We start from the raw sequence: 20,627 nt of genomic DNA on the forward strand, positions 1-20,627 counted from the left end.
CTCCTGCCCGCATCGGACCCCGGTCCGGACAAGGAGTCCGGAGCCGGGGCCGACGCCATCCGGGTGTGCCCGATGAGTCCCCGTCCAGGGCATATGCGACCCTGGACACATGATCTTCATCGCCGTCAGGTTCACCGTCCGCAGCGAAGAGCGCGACAACTGGCTCCCGGCCGTCGAGCCCTTCACCCTCGCCACCCGGCAGGAGCCGGGCAACGTGTTCTTCGAGTGGTCGTACAGCGTCGAGAACCCGGACCAGTTCGTCCTGCTGGAGGCCTTCGCCTCCCCCGAGGCCGGTGAGGCACATGTGAAGTCCGAGCACTTCGCCTCGGCCATGGACCTGATGGCGGATCTCGTCGCCGAGACCCCGGAGATCATCAACGTCGAGGTGCCGGGCGAGGGTTGGTCCCGGATGGCGGAGGTCACCCCGCGCTCGCGGTGACCCCGCACACCTCCGGGGCCGCACGCGGCTCGGTCAGGCGGCGTGGCCGCCGTCCACCGTCACCTCCGTGCCGGTGATGTACGCCGCCTCCTCACCGGCCAAGTAGGCGATGAGGGAAGCCACTTCGTCCGTCGTACCGAACCGGTCCAGTGCGGTCGCCGAGCGCTGGCCGGCGGCGAACGGGCCGTCGGCCGGGTTGAGATCCGTGTCGACCGGGCCGGGCTGCACCAGGTTGACCGTGATGCCGCGCGGGCCGAGTTCACGGGCGAGCGGCTTGGTGAGACCGGCCAGCGCCGACTTGCTCATCGCGTAGAGGGTGGAGCCGGGACCGCCCGTGTACCGGCTCAGGGCCGTGCCCACGGAGACGATGCGGCCACCGTGCTCCATCAGCTCCGCCGCCGTGCGGCAGGCCAGGAAAACCGCCCGCACATTGACCGCCAGCACCCGGTCCACATCGGCGGGGGTGAGGGTGCCGATGGGCCCGAGGACGCCGATGCCCGCGTTGTTGACCAGGATGTCCAGCCGGCCGAGCGCGTCCGCGGTGCCGGTCACGGCCGCCGGGACCGCCTCGGGGTCGGCCGAGTCCACGCGCAGGGCGATGCCGCGCCGGCCGTACGAGCGGATCTTCTCGACGACCGCCAGCGCGGCCGCCTCGTCCTGTACGTACGTCAGTGCCACATCGACGCCGTCCCGGGCGAGCCGCAGGGCGGTCGCGGCGCCGATGCCCCGGCTGCCTCCGGTGACGAGTGCGGTCCGGGTCGTGCCGGTGGTGGTGCTGGTCATGATGGGTTCCTTGCAGGTCGACGGTGTTTCGTCGGGCGCTTCGACACGCGTCGTGCGCTTCGACATGGACCAGGAAAGCCCTTCCGTCCGGCCGTCACCGGCGGGAATCGGACGCCTACGCGGGACGCCGTTCGCGGTCGGACCGATGAGTTCCGGGTGGCAGCGGGGTCGGAAGAGAAGGACGACCGACCGACCGGATCAGGAGAAGGACCATGGCGAAGCTGACTCTCCGGCACAGTGGCGGGGGGCCGGCCTGCTGGGGCTCGTCCTCAGCGCGATCTTCCTCGTGGAGACGTACGGCGTCGTGCACACCTCGGCGACCAACGCGGGCCTCGTCATCAGCCTCACCATGATCTTCACGCCGCTCGCCGAGGCGGCCGTGACACGCGTCCGGCCGCCCAGGGCCTTCCTCGCCGCCGCGGCGCTCTCGGGCTGCTCTTCCTCTCCGTCTTCCGCACGCTCTTCGCCTTCTTCGTGCAGATGTGGTCGGTACGCCGCACCTCACCGTCCCGGGTCAGCCTGCTGCTCGGCACGGAGCCGCTCTGGGCCGCCGCCGCGGGCATCGCGATCGGCGGTGATCGGCTCGGCGCCCTCGGCGCGGTGGGCGCGGTGCTCGTCCTGGCCGGTATCGCCTGGGGCCGCCGGGCAGTGACCCCGGCCGCCTCCTGAGCCGGCCGCCGGCCCGCCGTCCGAAAGTCTCGTGTTCCGCGACTTTGGTCGCTCGACGTGTCCGTACGGCCGGGGGCATCCGTCCGGCCTGGGTAGTTTTGTGGCATGACGCGTACGGAGTACCGCTGGCTGCTGCCCTCGGCGATGGCCGACCCCGAGCTGCCCGACGACCGGCGCGGCCGCTCGCGACGCACCGTGCGGGACTGGGCCGTCGACCTGACCGCCTTCCTCTGCGCGGCCGTGGTCGGCATGCTCGCGGCGGCGGCGATCGAAGCGGACCCCACCACCCCTGACGGCGTCCTGTTCGCCGACATCGTGATCGGTGCCCTGGCCTGCTGTGCCCTGTGGGTGCGGCGGCGGTGGCCGGTCGGTGTCGCGGTGGCCCTGGTTCTGGTCGCAACGGTCGAGCCGGTCTCGGCGGGGGCCATGCTCGTCGCGCTGTTCGGCGTGGCCGTGCACCGCCCGTTCCGGCCCGTCGCGGCCGTCGGGGCGCTCGCCCTGGTCCTCGCCCCCGTACAGCCGTATCTGCGCCCCGACCCGGATACCTCGTTCACCGGGGCCACGGTCGTCGGAGTGCTGCTGCCCCTGCTGGTGATCAGCTGGGGCATGATCGTACGGTCCAGGCGCCAGCTCGTCGTCACCCTGCGCGAGCGGGCCCACCGGGCCGAGACCGAGGCGGAACTCCGGGCCGAACAGGCGCAGCGGCTGGCCCGCGAGGCCATCGCCCGCGAGATGCACGACGTCCTCGCCCACCGGCTGACGCTGCTCAGCGTCCACGCCGGTGCCCTCGAATTCCGCCCCGACGCACCGACGGCCGAGGTGGCCCGCGCGGCCGGGGTCATCCGGGACAGCGCGCACGAGGCGCTCCAGGACCTCCGCGAGATCATCGGAGTCCTGCGCAGTCCCGGAGAGAGCGACGGTGACCGGCCGCAGCCCACCCTCGCCACCCTGGACTCGCTGATCGCCGAGTCCCGGCTGGCCGGCATGAAGGTCACCCTCGAAAACCGGGTCGGCGACCCCGCCGCGGCCCCCGCCGCCACCGGCCGCACCGTCTACCGCATCGCCCAGGAGGGCCTGACCAACGCCCGCAAGCATGCTCCCGGCGCCGAGGTCACCGTCATGGTCACCGGCGCCCCGGGCGAGGGGCTCACCGTCGAGGTGCGCAATCCGTCGCCCACCGAACCCTTCGAGCAGGTCCCCGGTTCCGGCCAGGGGCTCATCGGCCTCACGGAACGCGCCACCCTGGCCGGGGGCAGCCTCGACCACGGGCCGGAACCGGACGGCGGCTTCCGTGTCCGGGCCTCGCTCCCGTGGCCTGCCTGACCGTCGCACCCGCCCCGGACCGACGGTCCCCGGCGCGTCCGGTGTCCGGGCCTGGCTACGGTTGTCGTCATGACCACCTCCGCCCCGATGGATCCCGCGGCACGGCCCGTCCGGCTGCTCATCGTCGACGACGACCCGCTCGTACGGGCCGGCCTCGCCCTCATGCTCGGCGGCGCCGACGACATCGACATCGTGGGGGAGGGGACGGACGGCACCGAGGTCGCGGAGCTCGTCGACCGGCTGCGCCCCGACGTGGTGCTGATGGACATCCGGATGCCCGGCATGGACGGGCTGACCGCGACCGAGTCCCTGCGCACCCGCCCCGACGCTCCGGAGGTCGTCGTCCTGACGACGTTCCACGCCGACGAACAGGTGCTGCGGGCCATCCGGGCCGGGGCGGCCGGATTCGTCCTGAAGGACACCCCGCCGGCACAGATCGTCGACTCGGTACGACGGGTGGCGGCCGGGGACCCGGTGCTGTCGCCCGCGGTGACGCGCAGGCTCATGGCCCGCGCCGCCGGAACCGGTCCCCGCGACGACCGGATGGACCGTGCCGACCGGGCACGGCAGCGGATCGCCGCACTCGCCGAGCGGGAACGCGAGGTCGCGATCGCCGTCGCGCGCGGCCGTTCCAACGCCGAGATCGCCGCGACGCTCTACCTCAGTGTCGCGACCGTGAAGACGCAGGTGTCCCGGATCCTGGCCAAGTTCGGCTTCAACAACCGTGTCCAGATCGCGCTGTTGGTGCACGACGCGGGTCTGCTCGGCGACGACGGCGCGGAGCCGGCGACGTAGGGTGAACCGGCCGGTCCGAAGCGACCGGGCCGAAGGAGCCGTCAGACCGGGAGGGGCGATCCCATGTCCGATGCCAGTGGCCGTGCCGAGGTCGATGTCGATCTGCGCGGGTTCGCGGACTTCACCGCGAACCCGTATCCGTACTACGAGAAGCTGCGGGCCGCGGGCCCGGTGCACACCGTCCGCACCGACGAGTTCGAGCGCGTCTGGCTGGTGGTGGGATACGAGGAGGCCCGCGCGGTCCTCGCCGACCAGCGGTTCGCCAAGGACTGGCGGGGCCTGCCCGGCGCACCCGCCGAGAGCGACCCCATCTTCCTCAACATGCTGGAGCTGGACGCGCCCCACCACACCCGGCTGCGCAAGCTCGTCGCCCGGGAGTTCACCGCCCGCCGGGTCGAGGCCCTGCGCCCACGCGTCCAGCAGATCACCGACGAGCTCCTCGACGCGATGGTGCCCGCCGGACGCGCCGATCTCGTCGACGCGCTCGCCTTCCCGCTCCCGATGACCGTCATCTGCGAGCTGATCGGTGTGCCGGACCTGGACCGCGACGCCTTCCGCCGGCTGTCGAACGGCGTCGTCACCCCCGCCTCGCCGGAGCAGGAGTTCGAGGCGGTGCGCGCCATGAACGAGTACCTCCGCGAACTCATCGAGGACAAGCGGTGCGCGCCCGGCGACGACCTGATGAGCGCCCTGGTCAGGACGCGCGATGAGGAGGGCGACGGTCTGTCGCCCGACGAACTCGTGGGCATGGCCTTCCTGCTGCTGGTGGCCGGCCACGAGACCACGGTCAACCTGATCGCCAACGGGGTACGGGCACTGCTCGACCACCCACGCCAACTGGCGGCCCTGAGGGACGACCCGGAGCTGATCGGCGGCGCGGTCGAGGAGATGCTGCGCTACGACGGGCCGGTGGAGACCGCCACCTTCCGCTACCCCCGCGAGCAGGTCGAGATCGGGCGGCGGGTCGTTCCGGCGGGCGCCCCGGTCCTGGTGTCCCTGGCGGGCGCCGACCGGGACCGCGGCCGCTACCCGGAACCGGACACCTTCGACATCCGCCGCGATGCCCAGGGACACCTGGCCTTCGGGCACGGCGTCCACTTCTGCGTGGGTGCGCCGCTGGCCCGCATGGAGGGCCGGATCGCGATCCGTACCCTGCTGGAGCGGTGCCCCTCCCTCGCATCGGACGCGGAGGGCGGGGAGCTGGACTGGATTCCCGGGATGCTGATCCGCGGGGTGCGCGGGCTGCCCGTCCGCTGGTGAGACAAGGAGCTCTGTCATGACCGGACTTGACCTGCGGATGGCGCGGAAGGTGCTCGACAGCCAGCCGTTCAGCGGACTTGTGGGGGCACGGATCACCGCCTTCGGGGACGGCGCGGCCACCCTCGAAGTGGACATCCGCCAGGAACTCCAGCAGCAGAACGGCTTTCTGCACGGCGGGGTGCTGGCCTACGCCGCCGACAACGCGATCACCTTCGCCGCCGGTACGACGCTCGGCCCGGCCGTACTGACCGGTGGTTTCTCCATCCAGTACGTCCGGCCCGCCACCGGGAGCACCCTCGTCGCCCACGCAGAGGTCGCGCACACCGGCCGCCGTCAGGCGGTGGTCCGCTGCGAGCTGTTCGCCGCGGAGGAGGACGGCGAGCGGACGCTCTGCGCGGTCGCGCAGGGGACCGTGCTGTCGGCCGCCCCGCAGTCCTCCTGAGCGGGCCTAGGACCGCGGTGTCGCGCCGTCGGTGATCTCCGTGATCGTCACGGGGCGCCGCTCCCGGCGCGACACCTCGCACGCCTCCGCGATCAGCAGCGCGAACCACGCCTCCCGGCCGTCGCACGGATTGGGCAGCTCGCCCCTCACCACCCGTACGAACGCGTCCAGTTCGGCTTCGTACGCCGGAGCGAACCGCTCCAGGAAACCGGGCCAGGGGCTGCCGGGAGCCGGGGGGCCCTCGGGTTCGGCCGAGGTGACCGGTGTCCGGCCGTCCAGGCCGACCGTGATCTGGTCCAGATCGCCCGCCAGTTCCATCCGTACGTCGTAACCGGCGCCGTTGCAGCGGGTGGCCGCCGCCGTGGCCAGGGTGCCGTCGTCGAGGGTCAGCAGGACCGCCGCCGTGTCGACATCGCCTGCCGCCCGGAACATCCCGGGCCCGGCATCCGATCCGGTGGCGTACACCTCCGTCACCTCACGGCCCGTCACCCACCGCAGCATGTCGAAGTCATGGACCAGGCAGTCCCGGTACAGCCCCCCGGAGAGCGGCAGATACGCGGCGGGCGGCGGGGCGGGGTCCATCGTCACCGCCCGCACACTGTGCAGCCGGCCCAGCGCACCGGCCCGCACGGCGGTACGGGCCGCCCGGAAACCCGCGTCGAACCTGCGCATGAAGCCCAGTTGGAGCACGCTCCCGGCCCGGTCGACCTCGCGCAGCGCGCCCAGGGTCCCCGGCAGGTCCAGGGCGATCGGCTTCTCGCAGAACGCCGGGAGCCCCGCCCGTGCCGCCCGGCCGATCAGCTCCGCGTGCGCCGAGGTGGCCGAGGCGATCACCACGGCGTCCACACCCGCGCCGAACACCTCGGCGGCGTCCGGGACGGCCGTCGCGCCGGTGCGCAGCGCGACCTCGGCGGCCCGCGCCCCGTCGGTGTCCGTCACCACCAGGGCGTCCACCTCGGGATGGCGGGCCAGCACGCCCGCGTGGAAGGAACCGATCCGGCCGGTGCCGATGAGTCCGATACGCATGGACCCAACGTGCCCGTCCGTCGGCCGCGCTGTCAACCATATGTCCTGACAAGATGCGGCTTGTTCGTTGGTCATGCTGTCCGGACAACAGGACGACCGGACTACCGGAGGTTCTGACGTGAGGGATACCCTCCACGCGTGCCCAAACCCACCACCGACCCCGACGCACTCGAACTCGGCGTGGACCGCACCAGCCCGATCCCCCTGTACTTCCAGCTGGCCCAGCAGCTGGAAGCGGCCATCGAGCAGGGCCGGCTCGCCCCCGGCAGCCTCCTCGGCAACGAGATCGAGCTCGCGGCCCGGCTCGGCCTGTCCCGGCCCACGGTCCGCCAGGCCATCCAGTCGCTGGTCGACAAGGGGCTGATGGTCCGCCGTCGCGGCGTCGGCACCCAGGTCGTGCACAGCACGGTCCGGCGCCCGCTCGAACTGAGCAGCCTCTACGACGACCTGGAGGCCGCGGGCGGGCACCCCACGACCCGCGTCCTGCGCAACACCGTCGAGCCCGCCGGCCCCGAGGTGGCCGACGCCCTGGCGGTCGCCGAAGGCACCGACGTACACCTCGTCGAGCGGCTGCGGTACGCCCACGGCGAGCCGCTGGCGCTCCTGCGCAACCATCTGCCGCCCGGGATCGTCGACCTGGACACCGGACGGCTGGAGACCACCGGCCTGTACCGCCTGATGCGCGGCGCGGGCATCACCCTGCACAGCGCCCGCCAGACCGTCGGCGCCCGGCTCGCCACCGCCGACGAGGCGGCCGGGCTCGCCGAGCCGGAGGGGGCCGCCCTGCTGACGATGGAGCGCACCACCTTCGACGACACCGGACGGGCCGTCGAGTTCGGCTCCCACATCTACCGGGCCTCGCGCTACACCTTCGACTTCCAGCTGCTCGTACGGTGACGACGGCCGCACGGCCCCGTTGACGTCTCGTACGCCCACCGCTAGAACTCCTCCAGCCGCACTCGGGCGGCCGGGAGAGAAGGCGGACCCACCATGCGTACCTCTCGCAAGGCAGCAACCCTGATCACCGTCGCGGCCCTCGGTATCGCCGTTGCCGGCTGCAGCGGCTCCGGCGGCAGGAGCGCCGAGGAGAAGCCCGCGGGAGGAAGCGGCGGCGCGGGCGGGGCCGCCACCACTCCCCGGATGAAGATCGCGATGGTCACGCACTCGGGGGAGGGCGACACCTTCTGGGACATCGTGCAGAGCGGCGCGAAACAGGCGGCGGCCAAGGACAACGTCGAGTTCCTGTACTCGGCGAACAAGGAGGGAAAGGAACAGGCCCAGCTCGTCCAGGCCGCCATCGACCAGAAGGTCGACGGCATCGTCGTCACCCTCGCCAAACCGGAGGCCGTCAAGGACGTCGTCGCCAAGGCCGTGAAGGCCGGCATACCCGTGGTGACCATCAACTCGGGCGCGCAGTTCTCCAAGGAGGTCGGCGCGCTCGGGCACATCGGGCAGGACGAGCAGGTCGCGGGCGAGGCCGTCGGCGAGGAGCTGAACGCGCGGGGCCGCAAGAAGGCCGTCTGCGTCATCCACGAGCAGGGCAATGTGTCGCTGGAGGAGCGCTGCGCCGGGGTGCGGAAGACCTTCGGCGGCACGGTCGAGAACCTCAATGTCGAGGGCACCGACATGCCGGCCTCCACCTCCTCGATCGAGGCGAAGCTCCAGGCCGACAAGGAAATCGACGCGATCGTCACCCTCGGCGCCCCTTTCGCCGCCGCCTCCGTCAAGGCCAAGGAGGGTTCCGGCAGCACGGCGGAGGTCGACACCTTCGATCTGAACGCCGAGGTCGTCAAGAGGCTGAAGGCGCACGAGGTCGGCTTCGCCGTCGACCAGCAGCCCTACCTCCAGGGCTACCTCGCCGTCGACGAGCTCTGGCTGAACAGGACCAACGGCAACGTCGTCGGCGGCGGAAAGCCGGTGCTCACCGGCCCGGCGATCGTCACCGCCGACGACGTGCCGCAGCTGGAGAAGTACACCGCGCGCGGTACCCGGTGAACCTCCCGCACACCGCCGCGCGCACCCGATGCCGACACACGCGTCCCGCCCCTGCCGGGCGATGCCGTCGACCGCTCGGGGATACTTGGCCAGCCGGGCCGGGTGTGCATCATCCCCGGCCCCTCCAAGCAGCACAGCGAGCAGCACAAGAAGGGCACGGCGTCGTGGCAAGGGTTCGGACAGGGGTACGTGCGATGGGCGCCGTGCTTGCGGCGGTGCTCGGGGCTTCCCTCGTGGGATGCAGCAGCACCGGTGGCAAGCGGGCGGAGGAGCGCGCGGCCCAGGCCGCCGCCGAGGGCCGGTCCGCGGTGAACACGCCCCGCTGGACCTTCGCCATGGTCACCCACTCGGGCGACGGCGACACCTTCTGGGACATCGTCCAGCGGGGCGCCGAGCAGGCGGCCGGCAAGGACAACATCAAGTTCCTGTACTCGCACAACGACGAGGCGCAGCAGCAGGCCCAGCTCGTCCAGGCCGCCATCGACCAGAAGGTCGACGGGCTGATCGTCACGCTCGCCAAGCCCGACGCGATGAAGGACGTCGTCGCCAAGGCCACCAAGGCCGGTATCCCGGTGATCACGGTGAATTCGGGCTCCGCGGAGTCCAAGCAGTTCGGCGCGCTCACGCATATCGGCCAGGACGAGTCGATCGCGGGTGAGGCCGTGGGCGACGAGCTGAACGCGCGGGGCCGCAAGAAGGCCCTGTGCATCCTGCACGAGCAGGGCAACGTCGGCCACGAGCAGCGCTGCGCCGGAGCGAAGAAGACGTTCGACGGGCAGATGCAGAACCTGTACGTCGAGGGCACCAACATGCCCGACGTCCAGGCCTCCATCGAGGCCAAGCTCCAGGCCGACAAGAACATCGACGCGGTCGTCACCCTGGGCGCGCCGTTCGCGGACGCCGCCGTCAAGGCGAAGAAGACCGCGGGCAGCAAGGCCGAGATCGACACCTTCGACCTGAACGCCAAGGTCGCCACGGCCCTCCAGGACAAGGCCCTCGGCTTCGCGGTCGACCAGCAGCCGTACCTCCAGGGGTACGAGGCGGTCGACCTGCTCTGGCTCTACCGCTTCAACGGCAATGTGCTCGGTGGCGGACGCCCGGTCCTCACCGGACCGCAGATCATCACCTCGAAGGACGCCGCCGAACTCGCCCAGTACACGAAGCGGGGGACCCGATGAGCACGATCGCCGGACCGTCCGCCCCCACCGGGGCCGACGAGCGGCTGATGCGCACCTCGCCGTTGCGCAGACTGCTCGGCCGCCCCGAGCTCGGCTCGGTGGTCGGCGCCGCGGCCGTCTTCATCTTCTTCTCGATCGTCGCCGACAGCTTCCTGCGCGCCTCCAGCCTCGGCACGGTGCTGTACGCGGCCTCGACGATCGGGATCATGGCCGCGCCGGTGGCGCTGCTGATGATCGGCGGCGAGTTCGACCTCTCCGCCGGTGTGCTGGTCACCAGCTCCGCGCTGGTCTCGTCGATGTTCAGCTATCAGATGACGGCCAACGTCTGGGTCGGCGTCTTCGTGTCGCTGCTGGTCACCCTGGCCATCGGGGCGTTCAACGGCTTCATGCTGACCCGGACCAAACTGCCGAGCTTCATCATCACGCTCGGTACGTTCCTGATGCTGACCGGCCTCAATCTGGGCTTCACCAAGCTGATCAGCGGGACCGTGTCCACCAAGGCCATCGGCGACATGGAGGGCTTCGACTCGGCCCGCAAGGTCTTCGCCTCGCAGTGGACCATCGGCGGCGTCGAGTTCAAGGTCACCATCCTGTGGTGGGCCGTACTCGTCGCGATCGCCACCTGGATCCTGCTCCGTACCCGCTTCGGCAACTGGATCTTCGCGGTCGGCGGCGAGGCCGACGCGGCCCGCGCGGTCGGCGTCCCGGTGATCCGCACCAAGATCGGGCTCTACCTCGGGGTCGCCTTCGCCGCCTGGGTCTCCGGCCAGCATCTGCTGTTCTCGTTCGACGTGGTGCAGTCCGGCGAGGGCGTCGGCAACGAACTGATCTACATCATCGCGGCCGTCATCGGCGGCTGTCTGATCACCGGCGGCTACGGCTCCGCGATCGGCTCCGCGGTCGGTGCCTTCATCTTCGGCATGACCAGCAAGGGCATCGTGTACGCGGAGTGGAACCCGGACTGGTTCAAGTTCTTCCTCGGAGCCATGCTGCTCCTGGCCACCCTGCTCAACGCATGGGTACGCAAGCGCGCGGAGGCGACGAAATGACGGCCCCCAAGGCACCGGCCGACCCGGAGGCGTCCCACCGGGCGCTCGTCGAGCTGGACCACGTCAGCAAGTTCTACGGCAACATCAAGGCCCTGACGGACGTCTCGCTGGTGGTCCACGCGGGCGAGATCTCCTGCGTGCTCGGCGACAACGGCGCCGGCAAGTCCACCCTGATCAAGATCATCGCGGGGCTGCACCGGCACGACGCCGGGACCTTCCTCATCGACGGCGAGGAGACCACCCTCGCCAACCCGCGCGACGCCCTGGACCGCGGTATCGCCACGGTCTACCAGGACCTGGCCGTCGTCCCCCTGATGCCGGTCTGGCGCAACTTCTTCCTCGGCTCCGAGCCGACCACCGGCGTCGGCCCCTTCAAGCGCCTCGACGTGCGGCTGATGCGTGAGACGACCCGCTCCGAGCTGCTGCGCATGGGCATCGACCTGCGCGACGTCGACCAGCCGATCGGCACCCTCTCCGGCGGCGAGCGCCAGTGCGTCGCCATCGCGCGGGCCGTCTACTTCGGCGCCAAGGTGCTCGTCCTGGACGAGCCCACCGCCGCACTCGGCGTCAAGCAGTCCGGGGTCGTGCTCAAGTACGTCGCGGCCGCCCGCGACGCGGGTCTCGGCGTGGTCCTCATCACGCACAACCCGCACCACGCGTATCTCGTCGGTGACCGTTTCGTGCTGCTGAAGCGGGGCGCCATGTCCGGCAGCCACACCAGGGCGAGCATCACTCTGGACGAGCTGACCCGCCAGATGGCGGGCGGCAGTGAGCTGGAGGAGCTCAGCCACGAGCTGGAACGGGCCCCCGCGCCGACCCGTCTCGGCGGCCACCCGCTCCCCGGCAAGCCCGAGTAGCCCCGGCCGGGACCGGCCCCCTGCGCACTGGTCCGCCAGCCCCGGTGTCCCGGCAGTGGCAGAATCGAGCCCGACGGGCGCAGTCCGCCGCCGGGAGCACCGCCCCCGGCTCCCCCCAGACCCCGCAGGGACGATGAGCACGTACCGCGACTTCACACACCGCGGCTCCGCCCGCGCCACCGTCCTGCGGACCGTGGGCACCAGGGAGCGGCGCTCGCACCTCACGGCACCGCGGGTACCCACCGTCGGCATCGACATCGGCGGTACGAAGGTGATGGCGGGCGTCGTCGACGCCGACGGCAACATCCTGGAGCAGCTGCGCACCGAGACGCCGGACAAGTCCAAGAGCCCCAAGGTCGTCGAGGACACCATCGTCGAGCTGGTCCTGGACCTCTCCGACCGGCACGATGTGCACGCCGTCGGCATCGGGGCGGCCGGCTGGGTCGACGCGGACCGTTCCAAGGTGCTCTTCGCCCCGCACCTCGCCTGGCGCGACGAACCGCTGCGCGACGCCCTCGCCTCCCGCCTCGTCGTCCCCGTCATGGTCGACAACGACGCCAACACCGCCGCCTGGGCGGAGTGGCGCTTCGGCGCGGGCCGCGGCGAGGACCACCTCGTCATGATCACGCTCGGCACCGGCATCGGCGGCGCGATCCTGGAGGACGGCCAGGTCAAGCGCGGCAAGTACGGCGTCGCCGGTGAATTCGGCCACATGCAGGTGGTGCCCGGTGGACACCGCTGCCCCTGCGGGAACCGCGGCTGCTGGGAGCAGTACAGCTCCGGCAACGCGCTCGTCCGGGAGGCCAAGGAGCTGGCCGCCGCGGACTCCCCGGTGGCGCACGGCATCATCGAGCGGGTCAAGGGCAACATCCCCGACATCACCGGGCCCCTCATCACCGAACTGGCCCGCGAGGGCGACGCGATGTGCGTCGAGCTCCTCCAGGACATCGGCCAGTGGCTGGGCGTGGGCATCGCCAATCTGGCCGCCGCGCTCGACCCCTCCTGCTTCGTCATCGGGGGTGGTGTGAGCGCCGCCGACGACCTGCTCATCGGCCCGGCCAGGGACGCCTTCAGGCGCCATCTCACCGGCCGCGGCTACCGGCCCGAGGCCCGGATCGCCAAGGCACAGCTCGGCCCGGAGGCGGGTATGGTCGGCGCCGCGGACCTGGCCCGGCTGGTGGCCCGCAGATTCCGCCGTGCCAATCGCCGCCGCGTCGAGCGGTACGAGCGGTACGCCCAGATCTACGACCAGGCCGCGAGCACCATCCGTAATACGCGCAACACCCGCACCTCCTAGGGATCCCCAGACACATGACCGCAGCCGAGCACCCCGTCCTGCCGCGTCAGTCCTCGCCGCCCGACGACCGCCGGCCGCCGCAGGACCGGCGCCGGACGATCCGCCGCCGGCTGATCACGGCGACCATCATCGTGCTGCTCATCGGCATCCCGGCCGGCTATCTGCTGATCTCCGCCGGGCAGAGCCGCCGCGCCGGCCAGAACAAGGAGGCCGAGGCCTCCGCGCAGGGGCTCCGGGAGGGCTGGCCGTCCCGGCTGCAGCGCCGGATCTTCGAACTGCCGATGCCCGGCAATTCCCTGGACGTGCAGTACTACGAGACCAACAACTGGAAGGCCAGCCGGCTGTACGTGGAGTTCCGCACCACGTCCGCCGGGCTCGACCGCTTCCTCGGCCGGATGGGCAGCGGGCGCTCCGACCTGGAGACCGGCAAGGTGACCATCGGCGCCCGAGACCAGAAGGTCTCCGGCTGGACGTTCGGCCCCGGGGTCGAATGGGCGGGCACCAGGCACACCAACAAGGAACCGCGGCCCACCCAGGACATCACGGTGAACATGACCGATCCGATGAACCCGGTCGTCTACGTCGTGTCCGCGGCGACCCCCTGACCGGACCGGGCCGCCGCCGCGGGCGAGCACGTGCGCGCCTCCCGGGAACGCACCCTCAAGCGGCTCCTCGACTTCGAGCGGGGCGCCCTTTCCTGAGAGGGCCCGGGGGAGGCGTCCCGGGGCCGCGGTGGTGACGGCGCGTCAGGGGCGGTCGGTCAGGTAGCCGCCCATGGAGGTGAAGTACTCCGTCGCGGGCAGCTCCCGGCCGGTCTCGGTGCGTACGCGGGTGAGGGCCAGGCCGTGGTTGCGGCCGGTGCGGGCATCGGCTCCGGCGACGATCACCACGCCTTCGCCCTCGCGGTAGAAGACGCGGCCGGGCGTCCCGCCGTAGCGGTTCTGGGACACCACCGCGGCGAGGACCTCCAGACGCCTGCCCCTGTGGAAGGTGAAGGCGCTGGGGTACGGCTCGGACTGGGCGCGGACCAGACGTTCGAGGTCCTCCGCCGGCCAGCTCCAGTCGATGCGGATGTCCTCGGTGGACCGCTTGTGGAAGAAGCTCGCCCGGGAGCGGTCCTGCTTGGTGAACTCCGTCTGCCCGGCGGCGATGAGGTCGAGTGCGCCGATGGTGACCGGGGCGATGAGGCCGACGGTCTTGTGGAAGAGGTCGGTGGCGGTGTCCGCCGGACCGACCGGAACGGCCTCCTGCAGGACGATGTCGCCGGCGTCGAGTTCGTCGTCCATCATGTGCGCGGTGACGCCCACCTCGGACTCGCCGTTTATCAGGGCCCAGATCAGCGGGGAGAAGCCGGCGTACTTCGGCAGCAGCGAATCGTGCACGTTCAGCGTGCCGTGGCGGGGGAGGCCGAAGATCCGCGGCGGGATCCAGGTCCGCCAGTTGTTGGCCACGATGATGTCCGGGTCGGCCTCCTTGAGGCGCTCGAACAACTCGTCGTCGTCGGGGCGGTTGCGGATCAGCACCGGGACGCCGTGCTCCTCGGCGAGGTCGGCGACGGAATCGCTCCAGATCTTCTCGTACGCGTGCTCGCTCTTGGGGTGCGTCACGACCAGTGCCACGTGGTGCTCGGAGTCCAGGAGGGCTTGCAGGGTGCGGTGCCCCCAGGTCTGGTAACCGAACATGACGACCCGCATGGGGTTCCTCCTCAGGGCAGGGATAGACCGGCAGCAAGTAAAGCAAGGCTTACCTTAGTTTGCAACAGGGTGATTTCGGGCCCGGGTTGACGGCCCGTCAGCGCTCGATGTCGGGTTGCCCTATCGACAGCACCGTGTGATTAGCTTAGGCTCACCTAAGTTTGCTGGGCAGCTCCGTCGGCGTGCCCACCTTTCGTACTTTCCCTACGCCTGACAGGCGGCTTTCCCGCACGATGGGAGTGACATGTCACAGGTTCTTCCTGGCGACGCACCACTGGTCCACGACCTGATCGGCATCGGCTTCGGCCCCTCCAATGTGGCCATGGCGATTGCGCTGAGCGAGCACAACTCAGGCGTCGGCAGGCAGGAGCCGGTCACCGCTCACTTCTTCGAGCAGCAGCCGAGCTTCGGCTGGCACCGCGGCATGCTGATCGACGACGCCACCATGCAGGTGTCCTTCCTCAAGGACCTGGTGACGCTCCGGAACCCGGCCAGCGAGTTCAGCTTCCTCTGCTACCTGCAGAGCAAGGACCGGCTGATCGACTTCATCAACCACAAGAACCTCTTCCCGCTGCGGGTGGAGTTCCACGACTACTTCGAGTGGGCCGCGGCCAAGGTCGACGACATGGTCTCCTACGGCCACGAGGTCGTCGCCGTCACGCCCTTCGTCCACGACGGTGCCGTGGAGTACCTGGACGTGACCGTCCGGTCGGGGGAGGGGCTGGAGGTCCACCGGGCCCGCAACCTCGTCATCGGCACCGGGCTGCGCCCCCTCATGCCGGTGGGCGTGGAGCGCGGTGACCGGATCTGGCACAACTCCGACCTGCTGCGCAAGGTCGACGGCCTGGAGGGCACCTCGCCCTCGCGGTTCGTCGTCGTGGGTGCCGGGCAGAGCGCCGCCGAGAACGTCGCCTACCTGCACCGTCGCTTCCCCGAGGCCGAGGTCTGCGCGGTCTTCTCCCGCTACGGCTACAGCCCCGCCGACGACAGCAGTTTCGCCAACCGGATCTTCGACCCCGGGGCGGTCGACGACTACTTCACCGCGCCCGACAGCGTCAAGAGCCGGCTGATGGCCTACCACGGCAACACCAACTACTCCGTGGTGGACATCGACCTGATCGACGACCTGTACCGGCAGATGTACCAGGAGAAGGTCCTCGGCACCGAACGGCTGCGCTTCCTCAACGTGTCCCGGGTCAGCGACGTGGAGGAGACGCCCGACGGCGTCCGTGCCACCGTGAAGTCCCTCGTCACGGGCGAGGAGACGCTCCTGGACGCCGATGTCGTGGTGTTCGCCACCGGCTACAGCCCCGCCAACCCCCTCGGCCTCCTCGGCGAGGTCGCCGACCGCTGCCTGCGCGACGACGAGGGCCGCGTCCGCGTCGAGCGCGACTACCGCGTCTCGACCGACCCCGGTCTGCGCTGCGGGATCTACCTGCAGGGCGGTACGGAGCACACGCACGGCATCACGACATCCCTGCTGTCCAACACCGCGATACGGGTCGGCGAGATCCTGGACTCACTGCTCGACCGGGGCGTCAAGTCCGCCTCCGACGAGGCCCGGCCGGTCGTCGACGGCACCGGAACAAAGGGATAACGAACGTCGACATGCGCACGACTGCAGTTGAGCGCCCCGCGCCCGGGGGTACGACAGAGGCCCGCCGGCGGCGGGTCGTGGGCCTGGCCGCGCTCGTGGTGATCCTCGTGATCGCCGCGGCGGTGTCGTTGGCCGTCGGCACGCGCGCGCTGAGTCCCGCCGAGGTCTGGCACGGACTGTTCGCGGAGCCCGACGCCGACCGGCGGCTCACCGAGATCAGGCTCATCGTGCAGACCGTGCGGGTGCCCCGGACGGTGCTCGCGGTCGTGGCGGGCCTCGCGCTGGGGGTCGGCGGTGCGCTGATCCAGGGGCACACCCGCAACCCGATAGCCGATACGGGCCTGCTGGGGGTGAACTCCGGCGCCTCGTTCGCGGTGGTGTCGGTGATCGCCGTGTTCGGCTTCGCCGACCCGTTCCAGTACGTCTGGTTCGCCTTCGTGGGCGCGGGTGTCGCCGGCGTCGTCGTCTTCGGCCTGGCGAGCATCGGCCGGGGGGCGGGCAATCCGTTGACGCTCGCCCTGGCCGGGCAGGGGATCACGGTGTTCCTCGCGGCGATGACCACGGCGGTCGCGCTCTCCGACCAGAAGTCGCTGAACGCGCTGCGGTTCTGGAACGCGGGCTCCGTGGCCGGTGTCGGATTCGACGTCATCTGGCCGGTGACCGTGTTCATGGCGGCCGGACTGGTGCTGGCACTGATCACCCTGCCCGCCCTCAACCTGCTCAACCTGGGCGACGACGTGGCGCGCGGGCTGGGAGTGAACATCGCGCTGGGCCGGACCATCGGCATCGTCGCCATCACCCTGCTCGCGGGTGCGGCCACGGCGGCCTGCGGCCCCATCGCCTTCCTCGGGCTCATGGTGGCCCATGTGGCCCGGTATCTGACCGGCCCCGACTACCGCTGGCTGGTGCCGTACGCGGGTCTGCTCGGATCCGTCGTCCTGCTGGTCTGCGACATCGTGGGGCGTCTGGTGGTACGGCCGGGCGAGTTGGACGCGGGTGTGGTGGTCGCCCTTCTCGGCGCCCCGTTCTTCGCGATTCTGGTGTGGCGGGGAAAGTTCAGGAACACATGAACGGGACAGACGTGAACCCATCGGTGGCGCCGGGCGTACGGCTCGGCCATGTGTCGTTCGTATGGCGGCCCTGGCTCGTCCTGGTCACACTGCTGCTGCTGGTGGCGACCTTCCTGGTGTTCTGCCTCTCCATCGGGGTCGGGGACTTCCCCATCGGCCTGTCCAGGGTGATCGCCACGATCCTCGGCCGGGGCGAACAGGTCGACGAGTTCGTGGTCATGGATCTGCGGATGCCGCGTGCCCTGGCCGGTCTCGTCGTGGGGGTCGCGCTGGGGATGTCCGGGGCGATCACGCAGTCGGTCGCGCGCAATCCGCTCGCCAGTCCGGACATCCTGGGCATCACCGGGGGAGCGAGCGCGGTCGCGGTGTTCCTGGTGACGGTGTCGGGCGGGACCGCCGCGGCGGTCGTCGGCTCGGTGGGCCTGCCCGCGGCGGCGCTCGCGGGCGGCCTCGGTACCGGGCTGCTGGTGTATTTCCTGGCGTGGCGGCGCGGGATCGACGGCTTCCGGCTCATCCTCATCGGCATCTCGGTGAGCGCGGTGATGGAGGCGATCACGACCTGGCTGCTGGTCTCGGCCGACATCAGGGACGTGGCCAGGGCCCAGGCCTGGCTGGTCGGTTCGCTGGACGACCGGTCGTGGGACCAGGTCGAGGTGGCGTTCTGGTGCACGCTCGTCCTCCTCGTCGTCATGGCCGCCGCCGCGTTCCAGTTCAAGCCGATGCACCTCGGCGACGAGGTCGCCGCCGGGCTGGGCGTCCGGTATTCGAGGGTGCGGGCGGCCCTGCTGTTGTGCGCGGTCCTGCTGGCCGCGGTGGCGGTGAGCGCGGCGGGCCCGGTCCCGTTCGTCGCCCTGGTGGCTCCGCAGGTGGCGATGCGTCTGGCGAAGGTCCCGACGCCGCCGATGGTGGCCTCCGGCCTGGTGGGAGCGTTGCTGCTGATCGGCTCGGACCTGGTCGCGCGCACCGCGCTGCCGATCACGCTCCCGGTCGGCGTGGTCACCGCCGCGATCGGCGGCCCGTTCCTCGTCTATCTGCTGGTGCGGGCGAACCTGAGGTAGACGGTAAGAAGCAAGGCGAACCTAGACAAGGGGGGCTTGTGGCCGCTCAGTTCATCACCGAGATCGAGGCCGGGGTCGAGGACGTCCCACGGCTGGCAGCCAGGGGGGTCACGGTCGGGTACGGCAACCGCACGGTCATCGACGATCTCGACGTGGTGATCCCTCCAGGGGTGATCACCACGATCATCGGTCCCAACGGCTGTGGGAAGTCCACCCTGTTGCGCACCCTGACCCGGCTGCTCAAGCCGGCCAAGGGGGCGGTCGTGCTGGATGGCGAGGACATCGGCAGGCTCAGGACCAGGGACGTGGCGAAGAAGCTCGGTCTGCTGCCGCAGGCACCGGTCGCACCGGAGGGGCTGACCGTGGCCGACCTGGTCGCCAGGGGGCGTCATCCGCACCAAAGTTGGCTGCGGCAGTGGTCCTCGGACGACGCCGGCGTCGTGGAGCGCGCGCTGGCCATGACCGGGGTGTCCGAGCTGGCCGGCCGCCCGGTCGACTCGCTGTCCGGCGGACAGCGCCAACGCGTCTGGATCTCGATGACGCTGGCCCAGGGCACCGACCTGCTGCTGCTGGACGAGCCGACCACCTATCTGGACCTGGCGCATGCGATCGACGTGCTCGACCTGGTGGACGACCTGCACGAGTCGGGGTGCACCGTGGTCATGGTGCTGCACGACCTCAATCTGGCCACGCGCTACAGCGACAACCTCGTCGTGATGCGGGAGGGATCCGTCCTGGCGCAGGGGCACCCGCGCGACGTGATCACCGCCGAGTTGCTGCGGGAGGCGTTCGGGCTGCACGCCATGGTGATCGACGACCCGGTGGGCGATCGGCCGCTCATCGTGCCGATCGGCCGTACGCACGTCCGGCTCGACCCGTAGCCCCTTGTGGCGTGCGGGCGCGGGCGAGAGCCCAACTCGTGCCCGACGGAGGGCGATTCGGGAGTTAGGCTAGGCTAGCCTCACTTATGCAGGATAAGGTTTGGCTGCCCTTACACAGAGGTGCAGTGGACAGTGTGAAAGCAAGGGATTCCGGATGCTTCTCCATCGAACGACGCGCGTGAGGTCCTGGCGGCGGGTGGCGGGGATACTGTCCGCCGCGACCCTGGGCGTCGGCCTCCTCGCGGGATGCGGTTCCGACTCGGCGGACAAGAAGGGCGACGACGCCCCGGCCGCCGCCGCGGGCGCGTTCCCGGTCACCGTGGAGCACGCATTCGGATCCACGGAGATCACCAAGGCTCCCCGGCGCGTCGTCTCGGTGGGCTACACGGACGACCAGGCGATCCTGGCGCTCGGCATCAAGCCGGTCGGCATGGTCGACCAGTACCCGAACCCGGCGGGCAAGTCCCCCGACATCAACACCCAGTGGCCCTGGGTCAAGGACAAGTGGGGCGACACCCGCCCCGAGGTCATCATGAACAACGGTGACTCGGGCCCCAATTACGAGAAGATCGCCTCCCTGAGGCCGGACCTGATCATCGCGGTCTACTCCGAGATCGACCAGGCCGCCTACGAGAAGCTCTCCAAGATCGCCCCGACGGTGGGCCGCACCAAGGGCGAGAAGGAGCCCTTCAGCGCGCCGTGGCAGGACAACGCGCTGCACATCGCCAAGGCGCTCGGCAAGGAGAACGAGGGCACCGAGCTGGTCCAGGGCATCCAGGGCAAGCTCGACGCGGCCAAGAAGGCGCACCCGGAGTTCGCCGACCAGACCGCCGTGGTGCTGTCCTGGTACAAGGACTCCGTCGGACCGTTCACCTCCACCGACGTGCGCGGACGGTTGGTGACGGGTACCGGCTTCAAGTACCAGACCAAGATCGACACGATCGCGGACGGCAAGTTCTTCACCGTGCTGTCCCCCGAGCGCATCGACCTGGTCGACGTCGACCGTATCTTCGTCATCAACGACAAGGCGGACACGGAGGCGCTGAAGAAGTTCAAGCTGTTCGCCAACCTGTCCGCCGTCAAGAACGGCAAGGTGTCGTACCTGCTGGACAGCGAGGGACCCGCGGTCGGCGCGGCCATGTCCCAGGGCACCCTGCTGTCGTTGCCCTACGCGATCGATGAACTCGTCAAGTCGGTCGACTAGAAATGCCGAT

At 70.6% G+C, this 20,627-nt stretch carries 20 protein-coding genes and 1 pseudogene; 18 read left to right on the plus strand and 3 right to left on the minus strand.

Annotated features, from left to right (window positions below):
• Positions 1–109 precede the first annotated feature (109 nt).
• Entirely contained in the window at positions 110–439 is a 330-nt protein-coding gene (locus OG611_RS33395) for a putative quinol monooxygenase (protein ID WP_266428822.1), read from the plus strand.
• A 33-nt stretch (positions 440–472) separates the two neighbouring features.
• On the opposite strand, the gene OG611_RS33400 is transcribed toward OG611_RS33395, so the two are convergent.
• On the minus strand, positions 473–1,222 hold the full coding sequence (locus tag OG611_RS33400; protein ID WP_266428824.1) for an SDR family NAD(P)-dependent oxidoreductase: 750 nt from the start codon (positions 1,220–1,222) through the stop codon (positions 473–475).
• A gap of 232 nt (positions 1,223–1,454) precedes the next feature.
• Between OG611_RS33400 and OG611_RS33405 the strand changes: the two are divergent.
• The 5 genes and pseudogenes from OG611_RS33405 to OG611_RS33425 all read left to right on the plus strand — a co-directional run.
• A pseudogene (locus OG611_RS33405) lies at positions 1,455–1,891 on the plus strand (EamA family transporter); the annotation flags it as partial.
• 105 nt (positions 1,892–1,996) lie between these two features.
• A complete protein-coding gene (locus OG611_RS33410) occupies positions 1,997–3,214 on the plus strand; it encodes a sensor histidine kinase (protein WP_266428827.1) in 1,218 nt (405 codons plus the stop codon).
• Between the two features lie 69 nt (positions 3,215–3,283).
• A complete protein-coding gene (locus OG611_RS33415; RefSeq protein WP_266428830.1) occupies positions 3,284–4,009 on the plus strand; it encodes a response regulator transcription factor in 726 nt (241 codons plus the stop codon).
• 63 nt (positions 4,010–4,072) lie between these two features.
• On the plus strand, positions 4,073–5,269 hold the full coding sequence (locus OG611_RS33420; protein ID WP_266428832.1) for a cytochrome P450: 1,197 nt from the start codon (positions 4,073–4,075) through the stop codon (positions 5,267–5,269).
• 16 nt (positions 5,270–5,285) lie between these two features.
• The gene (locus OG611_RS33425; protein WP_266428834.1) at positions 5,286–5,711 is read left to right on the plus strand and encodes a PaaI family thioesterase; all 426 of its coding nucleotides are present in this window, start codon (positions 5,286–5,288) and stop codon (positions 5,709–5,711) included.
• Positions 5,712–5,717: 6 nt separating this feature from the next.
• On the opposite strand, the gene OG611_RS33430 is transcribed toward OG611_RS33425, so the two are convergent.
• Positions 5,718–6,737 (minus strand): Gfo/Idh/MocA family oxidoreductase, encoded by a 1,020-nt coding sequence (locus OG611_RS33430; RefSeq protein ID WP_266428837.1) that lies wholly within the window; start codon positions 6,735–6,737, stop codon positions 5,718–5,720.
• Positions 6,738–6,875: 138 nt separating this feature from the next.
• Here OG611_RS33430 and OG611_RS33435 point away from each other — a divergent pair, with 138 nt between their 5' ends.
• From OG611_RS33435 to OG611_RS33465, 7 genes are all read left to right on the plus strand, one after another.
• Positions 6,876–7,634: a GntR family transcriptional regulator gene (locus OG611_RS33435; protein ID WP_266428840.1), complete on the plus strand. Its 759-nt coding sequence runs from the start codon at positions 6,876–6,878 to the stop codon at positions 7,632–7,634.
• 93 nt (positions 7,635–7,727) lie between these two features.
• Positions 7,728–8,732, plus strand: coding sequence for a sugar ABC transporter substrate-binding protein (locus OG611_RS33440; protein WP_266428843.1), 1,005 nt, complete (start codon positions 7,728–7,730; stop codon positions 8,730–8,732).
• A 194-nt stretch (positions 8,733–8,926) separates the two neighbouring features.
• On the plus strand, positions 8,927–9,910 hold the full coding sequence (locus OG611_RS33445; protein ID WP_266428846.1) for a sugar ABC transporter substrate-binding protein: 984 nt from the start codon (positions 8,927–8,929) through the stop codon (positions 9,908–9,910).
• Positions 9,907–10,959, plus strand: coding sequence for an ABC transporter permease (locus OG611_RS33450; RefSeq protein ID WP_266428849.1), 1,053 nt, complete (start codon positions 9,907–9,909; stop codon positions 10,957–10,959). The genes OG611_RS33445 and OG611_RS33450 overlap by 4 nt, the downstream gene beginning before the upstream one ends.
• A complete protein-coding gene (locus OG611_RS33455) occupies positions 10,956–11,816 on the plus strand; it encodes an ATP-binding cassette domain-containing protein (protein ID WP_266428851.1) in 861 nt (286 codons plus the stop codon). The genes OG611_RS33450 and OG611_RS33455 overlap by 4 nt, the downstream gene beginning before the upstream one ends.
• Before the next feature lie 133 nt (positions 11,817–11,949).
• Positions 11,950–13,113, plus strand: a complete 1,164-nt coding sequence (locus OG611_RS33460) for an ROK family glucokinase (RefSeq protein WP_266428855.1) — start codon at positions 11,950–11,952, stop codon at positions 13,111–13,113.
• A 14-nt stretch (positions 13,114–13,127) separates the two neighbouring features.
• A complete protein-coding gene (locus OG611_RS33465) occupies positions 13,128–13,718 on the plus strand; it encodes a hypothetical protein (protein WP_266428858.1) in 591 nt (196 codons plus the stop codon).
• 141 nt (positions 13,719–13,859) lie between these two features.
• Here OG611_RS33465 and OG611_RS33470 read toward each other — a convergent pair whose 3' ends face one another.
• Positions 13,860–14,807, minus strand: coding sequence for a methionyl-tRNA formyltransferase (locus OG611_RS33470; protein WP_266428861.1), 948 nt, complete (start codon positions 14,805–14,807; stop codon positions 13,860–13,862).
• Positions 14,808–15,051: 244 nt separating this feature from the next.
• Here OG611_RS33470 and OG611_RS33475 point away from each other — a divergent pair, with 244 nt between their 5' ends.
• The 5 genes from OG611_RS33475 to OG611_RS33495 all read left to right on the plus strand — a co-directional run bounded on the left by OG611_RS33475 (position 15,052) and on the right by OG611_RS33495 (position 20,617).
• Positions 15,052–16,404 carry a lysine N(6)-hydroxylase/L-ornithine N(5)-oxygenase family protein gene (locus OG611_RS33475; RefSeq protein ID WP_266428864.1) on the plus strand — a complete coding sequence of 451 codons (1,353 nt, stop codon included), beginning with the start codon at positions 15,052–15,054 and terminating at the stop codon, positions 16,402–16,404.
• Between the two features lie 11 nt (positions 16,405–16,415).
• Entirely contained in the window at positions 16,416–17,474 is a 1,059-nt protein-coding gene (locus OG611_RS33480) for an iron ABC transporter permease (RefSeq protein WP_266428866.1), read from the plus strand.
• The gene (locus OG611_RS33485; RefSeq protein ID WP_266428869.1) at positions 17,471–18,532 is read left to right on the plus strand and encodes an iron chelate uptake ABC transporter family permease subunit; all 1,062 of its coding nucleotides are present in this window, start codon (positions 17,471–17,473) and stop codon (positions 18,530–18,532) included. The genes OG611_RS33480 and OG611_RS33485 overlap by 4 nt, the downstream gene beginning before the upstream one ends.
• Before the next feature lie 38 nt (positions 18,533–18,570).
• Positions 18,571–19,413, plus strand: a complete 843-nt coding sequence (locus tag OG611_RS33490; RefSeq protein WP_266428872.1) for an ABC transporter ATP-binding protein — start codon at positions 18,571–18,573, stop codon at positions 19,411–19,413.
• Between the two features lie 154 nt (positions 19,414–19,567).
• Positions 19,568–20,617 (plus strand): iron-siderophore ABC transporter substrate-binding protein, encoded by a 1,050-nt coding sequence (locus tag OG611_RS33495; protein ID WP_266428874.1) that lies wholly within the window; start codon positions 19,568–19,570, stop codon positions 20,615–20,617.
• The last annotated feature ends 10 nt before the right edge of the window (positions 20,618–20,627 follow it).

Origin of the sequence: Streptomyces sp. NBC_01363 (assembly GCF_026340595.1) — a bacterium.
Classification (GTDB): Bacteria; Actinomycetota; Actinomycetes; order Streptomycetales; family Streptomycetaceae; genus Streptomyces.